Raw genomic sequence first — 16542 nt, forward strand, 5'->3', positions numbered from 1 at the left:
GAACACAGCGATCGTTCGACGCATCCGTGCGTTTTGAACGATACTGGGGCATGACCGAGCACACTCAGGACACCGGCCATGCCCCAATCGCTTGACCAGGTACCGCTGTACACCCTCTACGGCGAGCACGACCTTGCCGACAGCGCCGACTTCATACACATCGAACCCATCGCCTCGCGCAGCCGCGATCGCGACTGGACCATCACCCCGCACCGCCACGGGCGCATGCTGCAACTCATCGTCCTCTACCGGGGCGCCGTCGAAGCCAGCCTGGACGACCAACACCTCACCTCCCACGACCCGGCCTGCCTGGTCATCCCCCCGGGCGTTATCCACGGTTTCCAGTTCGCCCCCGATACCAAGGGCATTGTCCTCACCGTCGCCGAAACCCTGCTTATGCGCGAAGAGCTCGCCCCCTGTCGCCCCTACTTCGACCCATTGCTCGGCCAGACCGAACTGCTCCACTTCGACCCAGACTCTGAACTCTACGACCAGCTCAAACGCTACCTCAGCGACCTCCAGACCGAATTCAACAGTCTCTACGCCGGCCGACGCCCCATGTGCGAATGGCTCGTCCGCCTCGTGCTCATGACCGTCGCCCGGCAACGCAACCGCCAGGGCGCCATCGCCCGGGACAACACCGAACTCGTCTCCGTCCTCCACGACTTCCGCCAACTGATCGAAGACCACTACCTCGACCACTGGAAAGTCGAAGACTACGCCACCGCCCTCAACCTCACTCCGCACCGGCTCAACCGACTGTGTCATCTGGGCATGCACAAAAACGCCAAGTCACTGATTCAGGAACGACTGACCGTCGAAGCCAAGCGGAAGCTGATCTACACCCGAAACCACATCGACCAGATCGCGTTCGACCTCGGGTTCGCCGACCCCGGGTATTTTTCTCGGTTCTTCAAGAAGCAGGTGGGAGAGTCGCCCAAGGAGTATCGGGAACGGTATTGATGGCTTCTACGTAGCCATTCTTTAGATCAGTGGAATACGACTATTGTGCCTAAACCCGCACCGGTTGCCGGGTAGACCTATACGGGGTCGCGCGGGGTGCCGCCCACTCAACCCATCCATGGGGGCTTGACGGCCGCCGTCCGGGCGGCCGACATCCCCGTATAGGTCTACCCGGCACCCGGCGCTAGCCCCTATCGAATTCGCAAACTTGAGCTAACTGAATTCTCTTAAACCTAATGAAAAAGGGACTGTTTATTGATTGAGGCACCGTCGTGAGCGGGCGGCGGCGGGGGATACCCTTCCGGGGATATCTGAGGCATGGATGCCGAAGTTAAGCCCCCATGGATGGGTACACGGCGGCCCCGGAAGGGTATCCCCCGCCACCGGTCGCGGACCACAACCACCTGACCAACTAACCACCACACCATCCCACTACCACTCACCACCCCTTACGAAAAGTACAAGTATTAACCCGTTCCGTGCATTCAGTGACGAAACCCTCTGACTGACCATATCCGAACTGTCCAACCCTTGTGGGTTAACCGAACAACAAGAGGGTCACACCATGAACACCAGCAAAACCCAGGTCGCCATCATCGGCGCCGGCCCATCCGGCCTGCTCCTCGGCCAACTGCTCGCCAAGCACGGCATCGACAACGTCATTCTCGAACGCGTCAGCGGCGACTACGTGCTCGGCCGCATCCGCGCCGGCATTCTCGAACAGGGTTTTGTCGACCTCGTCCGCGAAGCCGGCGTCGCCGAGCGCATGGATCGGGAAGGGCATGTTCACGACGGCGTGGAACTCAGCATCAACGACAAGCGCTACCGCATTGACCTGAAAGAACTGACCGGCGGCAAAACCGTCATGTGCTACGGCCAGACAGAAATCACCGCCGACCTGATGCACGCCCGTAAAGACGCGGGTCTGGTTACCGAGTACGAAGTCAGCGACGTTCAACCGCACGACGTCAAAAGCGACAACCCCTACATCACCTACACCAAGAACGGCGAAACCCACCGTCTCGACTGCGACTACATCGCCGGGTGCGACGGTTTCCACGGCGTCTCCCGCCAGACCATACCGGAAACCGAACGCAAGGAATTCGAACGCGTCTACCCCTTCGGCTGGCTCGGCCTGCTCGCCGACACCCCGCCGGTGCACAAGGAACTGATCTACGCCAAGACCGACCGCGGCTTTGCCCTCGCCAGTCAGCGTTCCGACACCCGCTCGCGCTATTACCTGCAGGTGCCGCTGACCGACAAAGTGGAAGACTGGTCCGATGAACGTTTCTGGGAGGAACTAAAAACCCGACTGCCGCGCGATGTGGCCAGCGACCTGATCACCGGCCCCAGTATCGAAAAGAGCATCGCCCCGCTGCGCTCGTTCGTCTGCGAGCCGATGCAATACGGTCGCCTGTTCCTGGTCGGTGATGCCGCCCACATCGTACCGCCGACCGGTGCCAAGGGTCTGAACCTGGCGGCTTCGGACGTGGCGACGCTGTACAAGATTCTGCAGCGGGTTTACAAGGAGGGCGACACCGATTGCATCGGTCAGTATTCGGAGATTGCGTTGCGTCGAGTCTGGAACGGCGAACGTTTCAGTTGGTGGATGTCCAACATGCTGCACAACTACGACGATGAAATTCAGTCCAATGGCGTCGAAGGCGAAACCTTCAAACGCTTCATGGAATCCGAACTCGACTACTACGTTAATTCAGAAGCCGGTCGACGCGTCATCGCCGAACAGTATGTCGGGTTGCCGTATGAGGAACTGAGGTAGGTTCGACTTCTGCCTATCTTAATTTAGTGCCAAGAGCTTATTCCTCGCCACCTTTTTGAGGGGCACCCTGCTATTGGGTGCCAGGAATCCGCGCACGGCACCGGGTACTCCCCTGGCGGGTCGCCACAAGTACATCCATGTAGGCTCGGCGGCTCGCATCCATGCGAGCCGACGCCCCGCCAGTGGAGCACCCGGTACCCTGCGCTAATCCGACGCAACATCCCGCCCTACATCAATTCATTCCACCATGCTGAAAGCAACTGGCTATCCAGAGTTCGTCGACCGAAGCGGATATGAAGAGTGTCACTACCGAACAGGTGAGTTTTTACTGGCAAATATGTGCACCTAGGTGAGTTGCTCGGTTTCAAGGGAGGGGATAGGTAATTGAATGGAGAGAGTCAGCGCCCGGTAGCGGGTATGCCACTGGCGGGACGTCGGTCCGCAGGGACGCGGACCGCCGAGCTTACATGGATGTACTTGCAGCGACCCGCCAGGGGCATACCCGGTGGCGGGTGCGGGTTCATGCCACCGGATCGTACCGTGCCGAAGTTAAAAGTGGCACAGAAACAATCCACTGGCACCACCATTACATGGACTGCTGCAGAGCCCCTTCAACCGTGAGGTTTACGTTGGTCACACGATTCTCCCAGTCGTAATTCTCGACATTCACCAGGGTGACATCGCCACTGTCGGTGCTGCGCCGAATACGTTCCGACGGTTGCTCGTGCTTCGAAATGGAATCCAGCGGTACCGCCGGCCCGGCGGTGATGTTGTATTGGCTGGCATCGACGGCGGTGAACTTGCCGTTCATAGGGGCACCGTACTTGCGTTTGGTGATGTTGCCCAGAGCCCATCTTATGGAACCTGCGCCGAACTCGTTGATCATCCAGTCCCAATCCCATTGGCTGTAGCCATTGATCTGCCGGTGCAGGTATTGATCGAGCACATCTTCGGCCGCGTTGAACCCGTTACGTTCACCGAAGGTGTAGACCTCCCACGGGCGATCGGTCGGGTGGTCGGTCCGGGCATTGCCTCCCCAACGCAAAAAGTTCTCATACGTCAGGTCGTAGTCCATGTACATCTGGGACGTGTAGGGGATATCGGCCGTTTGCTTGAAGAAGGTGATGGTGATTTCGCGCTTGGTACGCGGTGGCATTTCCGCCCGGTATTGCGCGCTTTGCGATACCGTGGTGGTTTCACCGTTGGTTTCACTCCAGCCCTGGGTGGCACTGAATTCCGCATTGATTTCCGTTTTGCTGCCCATCACACCCAGGTCAAACTCGTAGGTGTTGGTGATGCCGATGGTTTCGGAAAACGAATAGTTTTCTTCCTTCGACCAGCTCTCGGTTTCGTCGTAGGTCAGAGTGGCGACCTTGGTGTCGGTGGTGTTGCCTTCGTTGCGGATTTCATAGGTGACCGTCTTGATCGGTACCCGGTTGTACACCTGCGGCTCACCGAGTTCGAGGTCGGCCGGGTTGGTGACGAAGCGAATGTTCTTCAGTTGCATCTTCAGACGTTCACTGGAGCGATACCCGCCCGAGTAGGGGTCGTTGCTGTTGTACCGCGCCTGGAGGGTGTACTGACTGCTGTTGTCCTGATAGATGCTGAAGTCTTCACCGACGTACTGTGATCCGGTGCCGCCGCACCAGCCATACCCCAGGTAATGCGCCAGGTACGCCAGTGGTTTGTGAAAATCCGCGTCGGAAATAATACTGTACTTCAGACTGGCCGCATCCTGCTGACCGTACATCTTGTCCGAGTAATTCGGAATGTCGTCGTTGACTTGAGCCTGAACGGCCAGGGGGAAGGACAGAGCGCCGGTCAGTGCGAAGGCCAGGGTGGCCTTGGAGCTGGAAAGAGTCATGTTGTTTTCCTTTATTGTTGCTATGGGCAGTGGTTCGCTGAACTGACACCAAGTCGTTTTGATGACAGAACCCCGCCGACCGAATGCTGTGCAAACGGTCAACGTACTGCGGCAATTCCGGCTCCTTGTGGAATTGTCGTACAACAACACCATCATGACGGATTGTCTTTCAGGCGTGCAAAGGAAAGGTCGTGATTTGTGCGTAAGTCGTCGTTTTTTTGCGCACTGTTTCAGTCAGTGCAAGGCCTTCTTCGGCAAACAACAATGACGGCACATGGTGACTTCAAAATAGAGGCGACGCACTTCACGTTTCAATGCGGAATCGCGGGCGAGGTTTTCCATTCGCTGTAAGGGTGTGTAGATGGCGTCCAGGCAAGCGCAGCGCCAACGCACGGGCAAGTTGACGTCATTAATGGTGTCGAGCAACAGGTGGTATTGAAGGCGCAGTCGATCCCAATCGGTACCTTCTCGGGTCTCCGTGCCCGAAAGATCGGTCTGCAACCAGTACTGAATCAATGCGGGGTTGTCGGGCTCGCGGGCAAATCGAATTTTGTGCAGCAATTGATGGGAGGACGGGAGTTGAGTGTCGGCCATGCGGCGTTACCTGTCGTCTGAATGCCGGGGTGAATTTCAGATGGGCAACACGCCCATGTTGACGACCAGTACCGCCAGAACGAACACCACACTGACACCGACCAGGGCGAGAATTTTATCGGACAGTTCCATGACGATTTCCTTTCAACGCTCAAGTGGCAAAAAAACCAGCCGGGATGTCGGAGCTCACCGATGCATCCCGGCCGGAAACTATCCAGCACCGAGGCTTCCCTGCCCGCTTACCGTTTCAACCAGACCCCTGAACGACAGAGGGAGAGTAAAGGCGTCTGGAGAGCTTCGTCCCAAATCATGCAAAGCTCGAAGGCGTCCCTGTTCCCCGGGTTTTATGTGGACCGTGCTCCAACCCGGGGTTCGGTGCTGAATCGACCTTCACGAACCATGCTAATGATAATAATTAGCATTTGCAAATAATTTTTCCAGACTTCGCTCGCACGTCGCAATGGCATGGCAGCCATTTACAAGTGAGCATACCTCTCAAACAGTATTGAAAATGAGAACACCTATCAATATTATACTCAGCCAGGTTCGTCCTCGCTTTTCCCCTCTCCCTCTTTCTGTAAAGCGTGGGCGCAACCTGCCGAATCACTGACGCTGCAGTAAGGACCCACACCTATGCGACGCACATCGATCATGAAAAAGGCCGCGCTCTCTGTCGCGGCGGTTCTGGGCGGTCTGGCCCACGCCGACTCTGTCACCATTGAGCATGCCATGGGCACGACAACGCTCGAGGACACTCCGAAACGCATTGTCACCCTGTATCAGGGTGCGACCGATGCGGCTGTCGCGCTGGGAATCACACCGGTCGGCGTCGTCGAATCCTGGGTCGAGAAGCCCATGTACCATTACCTGCGGGACGAGTTGGACGGTGTGCCCCAGGTCGGCCTGGAAACCCAGCCCAACCTCGAAGAAATCGCCAAGCTGAACCCGGATCTGATCGTCGCGGCCAAGATGCGTCACGAAAAGGTCTACGATCAATTGGCGCAGATCGCACCGACCGTGACGCACGAGACGGTCTTCATGTTCAAGGAAACCCTGGACCTGATCGCCAAGGCGACCGACCACCAGGACGAAGCCGACGCCTGGCACGAGCAATGGGACGCGCGAATCGCGGAATTCCAGAACGAAGTCTCCGGGCTCGACAGCATCGACTGGCCGCAAAAGGTCGCCCTGCTGAATTTCCGCAACGACCACGCCCGAATTTATTACTCAAGCTTCGCCGGCAACATTCTGAACGAGCTCGGGTTCGAACGCCCCGAAGCGCACAAAGAGGACGTCTGGGGCGTGAAGCTGACCAGCAAGGAAAGCATCCCGAGCATGAACGCCGATGCGTTCTTCATTTTCATTACCGAGACCGACCCGACCGTTGTGGAAAACTTCGAAGACTGGACCAGCCACCCGCTGTGGAACACGCTGGACGCCGTCAAGAACGATCAGGTCTACCGCGTCGATGAAGTCGACTGGAACATGGCCGGCGGACCGCTGGCGGCCGAACGCATGGTGGACAGCATCTTCGAGCACTACGGGCTGGAGTAACTCAAGTGTCTTGGTGGGCGGCCGAAACCGGGGTGCCGGACCAGACGTACCGTCCCACCCTACGGGATCGATGGCAGGGCAGCCAGCCCCTGAGGCGGGGGTAGCCCTCTCAGGGGATGTCTGAGGCATGGACTGGAGCGCCAGCCCGGACCGAACCCAAGCCCCCATGGACGGGTTCATGGCGGCCCCAGGGAGGGCTACCCCCGCCTCAGTGGCGAACCCAACCTCAAAAGTCTTTTTATTTCTTGCTTTTTTGGGAACCTCGACGTGCTCAATACGCCCTCCCTGAAAACCCTGGGCTTGCTGATCGCCTTGCTGATCACCCTGTTGGCCACCTTCGCCAGCATCGCCTTTGGACAGACGCCGATGACCTTCGGCACCGTCTTCGACGCCCTGTTTTTCTACGACCCCGCTGTGACCGAGCACATCATCGTGCGCTCCAACCGGTTGAACCGAGCCGTTCTGGCCATGCTGGTCGGCTCCAGCCTGGCCTTGTCCGGCACTTTGATGCAGGCGATGACCCGCAACGCCATGGCCTCCCCGACCCTGTTCGGCATCAATGCCGGGGCACTGTTTTTCGTGGCGGTGGCGTTCACCTTCCTGTCGTTGACCAGCATTTCCCAGTTCATCTGGTTCGCCTTTCTGGGCGCGGCCGTGGCCGGGGTGATGGTCTACCTGCTCGGCATGCAAGGGCCGGGCGGCGCTTCGCCGGTGCGCATTGTGCTGGCTGGCGCCGCCATGACCGCCCTGTTCGTCGCGTTCACTCAGGGGATTCTGATTCTGAACCGGGAAAGTCTGGAAGGCATCCTGTACTGGCTGGGCGGTTCCGTGGCCGGCAAGTCGCTGGATACCCTGACCCCCTTCCTGCCGTTCTTCGTCGCGGCCCTGGTACTGATGGCGTTGATGGTCCGGCAGATTAACCTGATGATGCTCGACGAGGACGTGGCGCGCAGTCTGGGGCAGCGGGTGATGGTCGCCCGCCTTCTGCTGGGCGTGGTGATCGTGATTCTCGCCGGCGGTTCGGTGGCCCTGGCCGGCGTGATCGGCTTCATCGGCCTGATCATCCCGCATCTGGCACGCGGCCTGTTCGGCCGGGATCATCGTTGGGTTCTTCCGGGCGCCGCCCTGCTCGGTGCGACCCTGTTGCTGGCCGCCGACACCCTGTCCCGTTTTATCGTGCCGCCGCAGGAAATTCCCGTCGGCGCACTGACCGCCCTGGTCGGTACGCCGTTTTTCATTTACGTCGCCCGCAAACGCAGCCCCAGCCTATGACGACTCATTACCTGCTCCGCAGCCGCTCCGAACACCTGGCCCTGGCGTTTCATCGCCAGACAATACTGCGCTGCCTGTTATTGCTTGTGATTCTGCTGGCCGGGTTTGTGGCCTACCTGTGCATTGGCAGTACGATGCTGACGCCGTTGGATGTGGCGGTCGGCGTGTTCCAGCCCGAGCGCAGCGACCATCAATTCGTGATCCAGACACTGCGTTTGCCGCGCGGACTGCTGGCTGTGCTGGTCGGCGCCGGGCTGGGCGTTTCCGGCGCCATCTTGCAACAGGTGGTGCGCAACCCGCTGGCTTCACCGGATATCATCGGCATCAGCGACGGTGCGGCCGCGGCGGCGATGCTGTATCTGTCTCTGATGGCCGGCGGCAGCATTGCCTTCCTGCCGCCCGTCGCCATGGTGGGCGCCGGCATCGCCTCCATGGCCATCTATGCCCTGGCCTGGAAAAACAGCGGCGTACTCCCCATCCGTCTGGTGCTGGTCGGTATCGCCCTGGCCATGGCATTGAAGGCCGTGGTGACTCTGATCCTGGTCATGGGACCGATGAGCACGACCATTCAGGCCTATGTCTGGCTGACCGGGTCGCTGTACGGGGCCGGTTGGCAGGATGTGTACGGGATGCTGCCCTGGGTGGCGGGCTTTGTGCCGCTGACCCTGCTGGCGGCCCGGCCGTTGGGCCTGATGGGCATGAATGACAGCCATGCCCTGGGTCTCGGGCTGGCCGTCGGCCGCTATCGTTTGTTGTTGTTGCTGTGCAGTGTCGCTCTGGCCGGCTCGGCCGTGGCGTTCGCCGGCGGCATCGCCTTCGTCGGTTTGATCGCGCCGCACCTGGCACGGGGCTTCACCGGTCGGACCATGCCGGGGCTGATCCTCGGCTCCTGTATGACCGGTGCTCTGTTGTTACTGTTGGCCGATCTGATTGGTCGTTCCGCCTTCTTGCCCCAGGATCTGCCGGCGGGCATTTTCGTTTCAGCCGTGGGCGCGCCCTTCTTTATTTACCTGCTTTATCGTCGTCGTACGCACTGACACCCATCTTCGGATAACACGAGCGGCCTGCAGAAACGGCGACCCGTACAGGGTGACCAGTTTCTGCTCGCCCGGTCGGCGCCGGCGGGTAACGCCAAACCGTTTTGGTGCCGTCGGCTCCGACACCAACAGAGAGCCGTACAGCCGATCCCAAATCGCCAACACCGCCCCGAAATTGCGATCGAAATGACGCGGCTCGGCCGAATGATGCACCTGATGCTGGGCCGGCGAGATCAGCCAGCGTTCCAGCCAGGCGGGATAGCGCAGGTAGCAGTGGGTGTGACGCAGGTTCGAACCGGCGAGATTAAATAGAAACACGAAGACGTTGCTGCCCACCACCAGCACCAGATCGACCCGGCTGTCGAAGAAGAACACGAACCCGCCGATGCAGACGCCGTTGACCACAGCCGAGCGCAACGAGAACAACACGCCTTCGATCGGGTGGGTGCGCAGCACGGTCAGTGGTGTCAGCACGCGGGCGCTGTGATGCACCTGATGAAAAGCCCACAGCCAGGGAACGCGATGCATCAGTCTATGGATCCAGAATCGGGCGAAATCGTCGAGCAGGAACAGGCTCAGCGTGAACAGGATCGGAATGCTCCAGTCCGGCCAACCAAGACCGACGGACGGCCGGGTATCGATCCAGCGATGCAATTGCTCGAACAGCCAGGTCGCCAGCGTGAGATGGCTTAACAGCCAGGGGGCGAGAAACAGGAACAGTATCTGGTTGATCACCAGGATTTGGTAGTCGGCGCGTGCCGAGGGAGACCACCAGATTCGGCGGGAGAGGACCGCACGGGGGTAGTGCCGCCAGGACCGTCCCTGGGCCATCCAGACCAGGGCACCGATCACGGCGGCGAGAAAGAGGTAGCCGACGAACACCCGCTTGGACGGGTCCAGAAAAGTGGTCGTCAGCGATGACAGGACGTCATTGAAACCCGGCATCATGTTGCCTTTTATCCGATGCTGACCCGACCCTCGATCAAGGGCCGGGGCATATCACGGATCAATCGTTTTCGACGTTGGCGCCGGATTCCAGCTGCTCGGACAGGGATTCCAGGTTGCCCAGACGATCGTTGGACCGCGCGACCAGGTGAAAGTTCTGCGACAGCAGTTTTTGCACTTCCAGCATGTTCAACGCGTATTCCTTCAGCGTGATGGACTCGGACTGGATGTAGTCGCCGTCGCCATCGATGCCGGTGACCTGGGTGCTGCCGAGCAGAACCGGACCGAAGCCAATCAGGCGGTCGAGCTGGACGCCGACGCTGCCCAGATCCTTGCCACCGGTCTGCAGGGACAGTGCGAAGCCTTTCAGCTCACCCCAGTGTTTGACGTAGGTCGGCATCAGGTCGACGACGCTGTCGCCTTCCTCGACGGCTTCATGCAGAGCCATGGCATCGCTGTAGACCGAACCGGCGTATTTGAAGGCGGCCTCGGCGATGACGCGCTCCCAGTTGGACTTGATGGTGTCCGCGTAGCCCTGCAGTTGATCCAGTTCATCGTCGGACAGTTTTTCGCCGTCGGCGTCGGCGATCAGCTGACGACCGTCGATGAAGGCCTGCATGATGGTGTTCAGGTAGTTGGACTGGCCGCCCTTGTCGGCATTGGCCGCGTAGTAGGCATGGGCATAGGTCATCTCGGTGACCAGGTCGACCACGCCGTCACCGTTGTAGTCGGCTTCGTCGAATACGTCCGGGTCCTGCTTGGCGATGCTGTAGGCGGTGGCGGCATCCAGCGACAGAGCATGGGCCGGAGCGCCGAAGTAACCGAAGCCTTCGTCCCAGACGTGTTCCTTACCGGTGTAGTGGTCGCCTTCACCGTAGGGTTTGTCGTTGGGCTTCACATCGCCTTCGATGCGCTCGTCCAGATAGTTGTCGACGGCTTGGTTATAAAACACCGCGCCCATGGCGAACTTGGAAATCAACTGTGCGTAGTTATAGCCGTTGACCGGATCGTAACCGCCTTCGGTTTCGGCCGCTTTTTCGATCATGAAACGCAGCACCTCGGCGCCAGTCATCTGGCCCGGCCAACCGGTCACATAACCGCCATAGGCCTTGCCGGACAGGTTTTTGCCGGTGGAGATGGCATCGACTTCGGATTGTTTGATCGCGAAACCGGACTTGGACGCCGGATCGATGATGTCCAGCGAGTCACCGCCTTCGAAGTAGGCCAGCATTTGTTCGAGCAGTTCGTCGGCATTGTCGCCGGTGCCGGAACCGGCGAGCTTTTTCAGGGAGTTGTGCAATACGTGGCGGGCCATTTGACCGGTATAGGCCACAGAGGTGGTGGCGTCGCCGTCATAGCCGTTCAGAGTAACCGGAAAATCCGCATAGTGATCGCCGGACGCGGCCGATACGGATCCCAGGGAAGCGACCGCGGTCGCCACAATCAAATGCTTGAGTTTCATGGTGTTTCCCATCCAGTTTGAGTGTTTTTATTGATGACCAGGCCAGCCCGCCGGCTGTCCCGCTACGAATTCTGGATGGGGAAAATACCATACCCTCACGCTAATTTGAACGCTAACTATTATCAATTATATTTTTATTGCGCTATGAAACCCTGTGCCACCCGCCCCGTTGCGCATTACGGCTTGCCATCGACCTCCGATCCAGACAAGCTTTGCTCCAGACTCATACACCGTCACTTACAGGAAGGACACCATGAAACTCGATTCCCTCGCCCTGCACCACGGTTACGAATCCGAAGCGACCACCAAGTCGGCCGCGGTGCCGATCTACCAGACCACGTCCTACACCTTCGACAACACCCAGCACGGGGCCGACCTGTTCGATCTGAAAGTCGAGGGCAATATCTACAGCCGCATCATGAACCCGACCAATGCTGTGCTGGAACAGCGTGTGGCGGCCATGGAAGGCGGCATCGGCGCCCTGGCGCTGGCCTCGGGTATGGCGGCCATCACCTACGCCATCCAGTGCATCGCCCGGGTTGGCGACAACATCGTCAGCACCAGCCAGCTGTACGGCGGCACCTACAACCTGTTCGCGCACACCTTCCCGAACCAGGGCATCGAGGTGCGGATGGTCGACGCAGCGGATTACGATGCGTTCGAAGCCAACATCGATGCCAAGACCAAGGCGGTTTTCTGCGAGTCCATTGGTAACCCGGCCGGCAACATCGTCGACTTGAAGCGTCTGGCCGATATCGCCCACCGCAATGGCGTACCGCTGATCGTCGACAATACAGTCGCCACGCCCTACCTGTGCCGGCCGTTCGAACACGGTGCCGACATTGTGGTGCACTCGCTGACCAAGTACATCGGTGGCCATGGCATTGCCGTCGGCGGCGCCATTGTGGATTCGGGCAAGTTCGACTGGGCCGCGCAACCCGAGCGCTACCCGATGCTGAACGAGCCCGATCCGTCCTATCACGGTGTGGTCTACACCGAGGCGTTGGGCGAGGCCGCCTACATCGGCCGTTGCCGTGTGGTGCCGCTGCGCAATACCGGCGCCGCTCTGTCGCCGACCAATGCGTTCTACATCATGCAGGGGCTGGAAACCCTGGGTCTGCGCATGGATCGTCACTGTGAGAACGCGGTGAAAGTGGCCGAGTACCTGCAACAGCACCCGAAAGTGACCTGGGTGAAGTATGCGGGCTTGAGCGACAGCCCTTACCATGAACTCTGCCAATCCATCTGCGGCGGTCGGGCGTCCGGTATTCTCAGTTTCGGCGTCGACGGCGGCATCGAAGCCGGTGGCCGCTTCATCGATGCGTTGCAGATGATCCTGCGACTGGTAAACATAGGCGATGCCAAGTCGCTGGCCTGCCATCCGGCGTCGACCACGCACCGTCAGTTGAACGACGAGGAACTGGCCAAGGCTGGCGTCAGTCGCGATCTGGTTCGGTTGTCGATCGGTATCGAACACATCGATGACATCCTGGCGGATATCGAGCAGGCATTGGCTCAGGTGTAACTCTCAAGTTCAATTGGGTGTCAGAACCCGCACCGGCGACTGGGTGACCCTATTCGGGGTCGCCGTAGACCCATCCATGGGGGCTTGGCGACAGCCGTCCAGGCTGTCGACATCCCCGAATAGGGTCACCCAGCCGCCGGCGCTAGCCCAATGTGCATCCACACTGGCTATTCCCTTCCAGGCTTGTTTAAATTTTTTACCCCTCCTGTCGATTTCCGATAAAACCGTTCGACTGATTATGTAAACAACGCTTTAGGCGTCATCTGGCAATGCCAGCAGAAAACGTTACCATTGGCCCTCCGCGGCTTCATCCATCTTTCGATACGCTTTTATACAAAGGACACTCCGTGAAAACCGACATGATTAAAATGGCCCTGATCCTCGGCCTGCTCAGCTGGATCGGTCCGTTCGCCATCGACATGTATCTGCCGGCGATGCCGGCCATTACCGAGGATCTGTCCGCTTCGGTTTCCGCATCGCAGTGGACGCTGATGTCGTTCTTCATCGCCTTTGGTTTGTGCCAGTTGTTGTACGGACCTGCGTCGGATGTGTTCGGTCGCAAGCCGCCGTTGTATTTCGGGCTGGGGATTTTCGGTCTGGCATCGCTCGGTTGTGCGTTCGCACCCAATATTGAATGGCTGATCGCTCTGCGCTTTTTGCAAGGCGTCGGCGCGGCGTCGGTGATGTCGATTCCGCGCGCGGTGATTCGCGACCGCTACACCGGCACCGAAGCGACCCGTCTGATGTCCACCATCATGTTGGTGGTCGCGGTGTCGCCGATGCTGGCGCCGCTACTCGGCAGTGCGGTGATTGTGCCCTTCGGTTGGCGCGCGGTGTTTTTGAGCGTGGCGGTGGTGACGGTACTCGGCCTGTTCCTGACTGGCTTCGCGCTGAAGGAAACGTTGAACCAGGCCGATCGAGCGCCGTTCCGGTTTAACTCCATGATGAAGGCGTTCGGTGTCCTGTTTCGGGACCCGGGCTATATGGGTCTGACTCTGATCGGTGGTATGGGCATGGCGAGCTTTTTCGCCTTTCTGGCGACGGCGTCGTTTCTGTACACCGGTTACTACGGCCTGACCTCGTTCCAGTTCAGTCTGGCCTTCGCCTTGAACGCTCTGGGCTTTTTCAGCACCAGTCAGATTGCGGCCAATCTGGGCGCCCGCTTTGGTTCCATCGCTGTGGTGAAATGGGCGGTGGCGGGTTACGCCACTTCGGCGTGCGTGCTGTTCATGACCGTCAACCTGGGTTACGACAGTTTCCCGTTGCTGGTGAGCCTGTTGCTGGTCACCTATGCGTTTCTGGGGCTGGTGGTGCCGACCTCCATGGTGCTGTCACTGGAAGAGCACGGGCCAATCGCCGGGACGGCGGCTGCTCTGGGTGGCACCTTGCAAATGATGTTGGGTGCGGTGTCCATCGCCGTGGTGAGCGTGGTCTTCGACGGCACGCCTGTGATGCTGGCCGGGGCCATTGCCTTGTGTTCGCTGCTGGCGGTGGGGCTGTCGGTGATGACATTGCGCGGCGCGCCGCAGGAAGCGGCGGCCTGATTCAGGTCGATGATGTTCGGGCGTACCATACGCCCGATTTTATCTACAGCCGGTCGGACAGCACCGGCACCAACTCGTCCAGCGCATAGTCGAGACTCAGCGGGCTGGAGAAGGACAGCGCCCAGCGCAGTCGAGCCGGTAGAATCATTTCGCGATCGTCCTGGTAGGCGCCCAGTGTTTGCCGCAGGCGCTGCACCTCGTTGGAGGCCAGGGCACCCTCGGGTGAATCCCAATACCAGGCCAGAAAATCGACGTCGAGCAGATGGATGCGTTCCAGGCTGAAGGTGGCGTAGAAGGCGTCGCCGGATTCCTCATCGTAGACCTCTGGAATCACCATACCCAGTTCGGTGAAAAAACGGCTGCGCGGTTCACCGCTGGTGTAGGCGCCGACCTGGCCATCCCAAAAGAAAGCGGCGGCTACGGTCTTGCCCTCAAATTCCGGATGCTCGGAGCGGGTCTGCGCGAAGCGTGCCTTGATGCCTTCGACCAGCGCATCCGCCTCTTCCGCCTTTCCGACGGCGCGGCCGATGATGCGCGTCTGTTCTTCCCAGGGCGTGGCGTAATCGACATAGTCGCCCGGTTGCAATACGGTCGGCGCGATCAGCGACAAACGCTTGTAGTCTTCCTCGGTGACGCCCGCGTAAATACCGATAATCAGATCCGGATCCAGTGCCGCGATGGCTTCGAAATCGAGCGGACCGCGACCCAGTACCGTCGGTTCGGCGCCCTTGGCCGCTTCCTCGGCCCAGGGCCAGACACCGTGCGGCATTGGTGTGCCCCAGGGGCGAATGGCGACTGGCGCCTTGCCCAGAGCGAACAGGTCATCCTGTTCCGTGTAACCGACGGAGACAATACGATCCGGCTCGACGGGTATCGTGGTTGCGCCGAATTTATGTTCGATGGTGACCGGGAAGTCGGCGGCCTGGGTGGCACCGACGACCAGGACCGCGGTCAGTAATCTGATCCAGAGTTGTTTCATATGTGTTCACCACTGTTCGGTATAGGACAGGCCTTCCAGCGACCTGCCCGGAAACGGAGACTGTTTACGGTTGGTAGGGGATATGGTTTCGCCCGCCGATGTGCGTCACCAGCAACTGAACATTCAGCTCCAGCGAGGCGAAGGACGACGAATAGACAAAGGTCCTCGGCAAGACGACATACTGATTGGTGCGGCACGCGTGCAGAACGTCGCACCAGCCGGGCAGTACTTCGGCCATGCGTTCGCGTGCGTCCTGCGGCAAGTCGCCGGCGGAAATGCGATAGGTGTCGAAAATAAAGTCACCGTCGAATTCGGTCAGGGATTCAGCGCTGAAATCCGCATGGCCCTCGATCCCGGAAACGGCCTCCGGCTGTTTGAATCCCATGTTCTGAATCACCTGGCCCAAAGCGCCGTAAGATTCATAGACGGATAATTTTCCGTCGTAGGCTTGCAGGACGGATACCTGAATGTCGGAAGCATTGGGAATTATCGATTTCGCCTCATCCAGACGCGCCTGGTACAGCGCCAGTCGTTTGTTGTATTCATCCAACACGCCGCCGGCGTCGGCGATATCGCGAATGACATCCAGAACCGGCTGGTCGGTATCGATCACCACCGTCGGCGCTATCTTGCGCATCCGCTCCAGTGTCGCGTCATCGTGATAGGCGAAGGCGACGATCAGGTCCGGGCTCAGCGAGACGATTTTTTCCATATCGGTTTCGCCGTAGGTACCGATAAACTCGATCGGACTGTTGTCGAAATCCACACCCAGCAGATCTTTCACGCCCCGCAGATAAATGCTGCCGTCGTCCCGGACCCGGCCGGAACTGCCCACCAGCGGTGCACCCAGTTCAATCAGCGGCATGGCCAGAACGTGGTCGTTCAGGGCCACGATGCGTTGCGGGTCGGCCGGTATGTCAACGCTGCCCGTGTGGTCGTTAAAGGTCCTCATGTCCGCCGCCTGTATGGACAGGGACACCGAAGCCACCAGCAGAAAAGTCAGTAGAGATTTCATCGAACGCA

General features: G+C 59.5%; 13 protein-coding genes. 7 read left to right on the forward strand and 6 right to left on the reverse strand.

Annotation, left to right across the window (positions count from 1 at the left end):
• Nucleotides 1–78: 78 nt before the first annotated feature.
• Together IE111_RS11375 and pobA are read left to right on the forward strand one after the other, a co-directional pair.
• On the forward strand, nucleotides 79–963 hold the full coding sequence (locus tag IE111_RS11375) for a helix-turn-helix domain-containing protein (RefSeq protein WP_189608684.1): 885 nt from the start codon (nucleotides 79–81) through the stop codon (nucleotides 961–963).
• A gap of 565 nt (nucleotides 964–1528) precedes the next feature.
• On the forward strand, nucleotides 1529–2743 hold the full coding sequence (gene pobA / locus IE111_RS11380) for a 4-hydroxybenzoate 3-monooxygenase (protein WP_189608685.1): 1215 nt from the start codon (nucleotides 1529–1531) through the stop codon (nucleotides 2741–2743).
• A gap of 586 nt (nucleotides 2744–3329) precedes the next feature.
• On the opposite strand, the gene IE111_RS11385 is transcribed toward pobA, so the two are convergent.
• Together IE111_RS11385 and IE111_RS11390 are read right to left on the reverse strand one after the other, a co-directional pair.
• Nucleotides 3330–4607: an aerolysin family beta-barrel pore-forming toxin gene (locus tag IE111_RS11385; RefSeq protein WP_189608686.1), complete on the reverse strand. Its 1278-nt coding sequence runs from the start codon at nucleotides 4605–4607 to the stop codon at nucleotides 3330–3332.
• A gap of 234 nt (nucleotides 4608–4841) precedes the next feature.
• Nucleotides 4842–5201 carry a hypothetical protein gene (locus IE111_RS11390; protein ID WP_189608687.1) on the reverse strand — a complete coding sequence of 120 codons (360 nt, stop codon included), beginning with the start codon at nucleotides 5199–5201 and terminating at the stop codon, nucleotides 4842–4844.
• Nucleotides 5202–5834: 633 nt separating this feature from the next.
• Between IE111_RS11390 and IE111_RS11395 the strand changes: the two genes are divergently transcribed.
• From IE111_RS11395 to IE111_RS11405, 3 genes are all read left to right on the forward strand, one after another.
• Nucleotides 5835–6755, forward strand: a complete 921-nt coding sequence (locus IE111_RS11395) for an ABC transporter substrate-binding protein (protein ID WP_189608688.1) — start codon at nucleotides 5835–5837, stop codon at nucleotides 6753–6755.
• Nucleotides 6756–7022: 267 nt separating this feature from the next.
• Nucleotides 7023–8027: a FecCD family ABC transporter permease gene (locus tag IE111_RS11400; protein WP_189608689.1), complete on the forward strand. Its 1005-nt coding sequence runs from the start codon at nucleotides 7023–7025 to the stop codon at nucleotides 8025–8027.
• Nucleotides 8024–9064, forward strand: coding sequence for a FecCD family ABC transporter permease (locus tag IE111_RS11405; RefSeq protein WP_189608690.1), 1041 nt, complete (start codon nucleotides 8024–8026; stop codon nucleotides 9062–9064). The genes IE111_RS11400 and IE111_RS11405 overlap by 4 nt, the downstream gene beginning before the upstream one ends.
• Here the strand turns inward: IE111_RS11405 and IE111_RS11410 are convergent.
• Together IE111_RS11410 and IE111_RS11415 are read right to left on the reverse strand one after the other, a co-directional pair.
• Nucleotides 9008–10012 (reverse strand): sterol desaturase family protein, encoded by a 1005-nt coding sequence (locus tag IE111_RS11410; RefSeq protein ID WP_189608691.1) that lies wholly within the window; start codon nucleotides 10010–10012, stop codon nucleotides 9008–9010. The genes IE111_RS11405 and IE111_RS11410 overlap by 57 nt on opposite strands.
• Nucleotides 10013–10070: 58 nt before the next feature.
• Nucleotides 10071–11471 (reverse strand): DUF4856 domain-containing protein, encoded by a 1401-nt coding sequence (locus IE111_RS11415; protein WP_189608692.1) that lies wholly within the window; start codon nucleotides 11469–11471, stop codon nucleotides 10071–10073.
• A 253-nt stretch (nucleotides 11472–11724) separates the two neighbouring features.
• On the opposite strand from IE111_RS11415, the gene IE111_RS11420 reads away from it, so the two are divergent.
• Nucleotides 11725–12996: an O-acetylhomoserine aminocarboxypropyltransferase/cysteine synthase family protein gene (locus IE111_RS11420; protein ID WP_189608693.1), complete on the forward strand. Its 1272-nt coding sequence runs from the start codon at nucleotides 11725–11727 to the stop codon at nucleotides 12994–12996.
• Between the two features lie 347 nt (nucleotides 12997–13343).
• Nucleotides 13344–14540, forward strand: a complete 1197-nt coding sequence (locus IE111_RS11425; RefSeq protein ID WP_229805327.1) for a multidrug effflux MFS transporter — start codon at nucleotides 13344–13346, stop codon at nucleotides 14538–14540.
• Nucleotides 14541–14583: 43 nt separating this feature from the next.
• On the opposite strand, the gene IE111_RS11430 is transcribed toward IE111_RS11425, so the two are convergent.
• Together IE111_RS11430 and IE111_RS11435 are read right to left on the reverse strand one after the other, a co-directional pair.
• The gene (locus IE111_RS11430; protein ID WP_189608694.1) at nucleotides 14584–15519 is read right to left on the reverse strand and encodes an iron-siderophore ABC transporter substrate-binding protein; all 936 of its coding nucleotides are present in this window, start codon (nucleotides 15517–15519) and stop codon (nucleotides 14584–14586) included.
• A gap of 64 nt (nucleotides 15520–15583) precedes the next feature.
• A complete protein-coding gene (locus IE111_RS11435) occupies nucleotides 15584–16534 on the reverse strand; it encodes an ABC transporter substrate-binding protein (protein ID WP_189608696.1) in 951 nt (316 codons plus the stop codon).
• Between the last annotated feature and the right edge of the window lie 8 nt (nucleotides 16535–16542).

Origin of the sequence: Saccharospirillum salsuginis (assembly GCF_014651855.1) — a bacterium.
In the GTDB taxonomy this organism is placed as follows: Bacteria; Pseudomonadota; Gammaproteobacteria; order Pseudomonadales; family Natronospirillaceae; genus Saccharospirillum; species Saccharospirillum salsuginis.

Bases quoted from the DNA above. Each gene is read 5' to 3' on its own strand.
- IE111_RS11420 (WP_189608693.1), top strand. From the start codon at position 11,725: ATGAAACTCGATTCCCTCGCCCTGCACCACGGTTACGAATCCGAAGCG.
- IE111_RS11395 (WP_189608688.1), top strand. From the start codon at position 5,835: ATGCGACGCACATCGATCATGAAAAAGGCCGCGCTCTCTGTCGCGGCG.
- pobA (WP_189608685.1), top strand. From the start codon at position 1,529: ATGAACACCAGCAAAACCCAGGTCGCCATCATCGGCGCCGGCCCATCC.
- IE111_RS11410 (WP_189608691.1), bottom strand. From the start codon at position 10,012: ATGATGCCGGGTTTCAATGACGTCCTGTCATCGCTGACGACCACTTTT.
- IE111_RS11430 (WP_189608694.1), bottom strand. From the start codon at position 15,519: ATGAAACAACTCTGGATCAGATTACTGACCGCGGTCCTGGTCGTCGGT.
- IE111_RS11385 (WP_189608686.1), bottom strand. From the start codon at position 4,607: ATGACTCTTTCCAGCTCCAAGGCCACCCTGGCCTTCGCACTGACCGGC.
- IE111_RS11435 (WP_189608696.1), bottom strand. From the start codon at position 16,534: ATGAAATCTCTACTGACTTTTCTGCTGGTGGCTTCGGTGTCCCTGTCC.
- IE111_RS11415 (WP_189608692.1), bottom strand. From the start codon at position 11,471: ATGAAACTCAAGCATTTGATTGTGGCGACCGCGGTCGCTTCCCTGGGA.
- IE111_RS11375 (WP_189608684.1), top strand. From the start codon at position 79: ATGCCCCAATCGCTTGACCAGGTACCGCTGTACACCCTCTACGGCGAG.
- IE111_RS11405 (WP_189608690.1), top strand. From the start codon at position 8,024: ATGACGACTCATTACCTGCTCCGCAGCCGCTCCGAACACCTGGCCCTG.
- IE111_RS11390 (WP_189608687.1), bottom strand. From the start codon at position 5,201: ATGGCCGACACTCAACTCCCGTCCTCCCATCAATTGCTGCACAAAATT.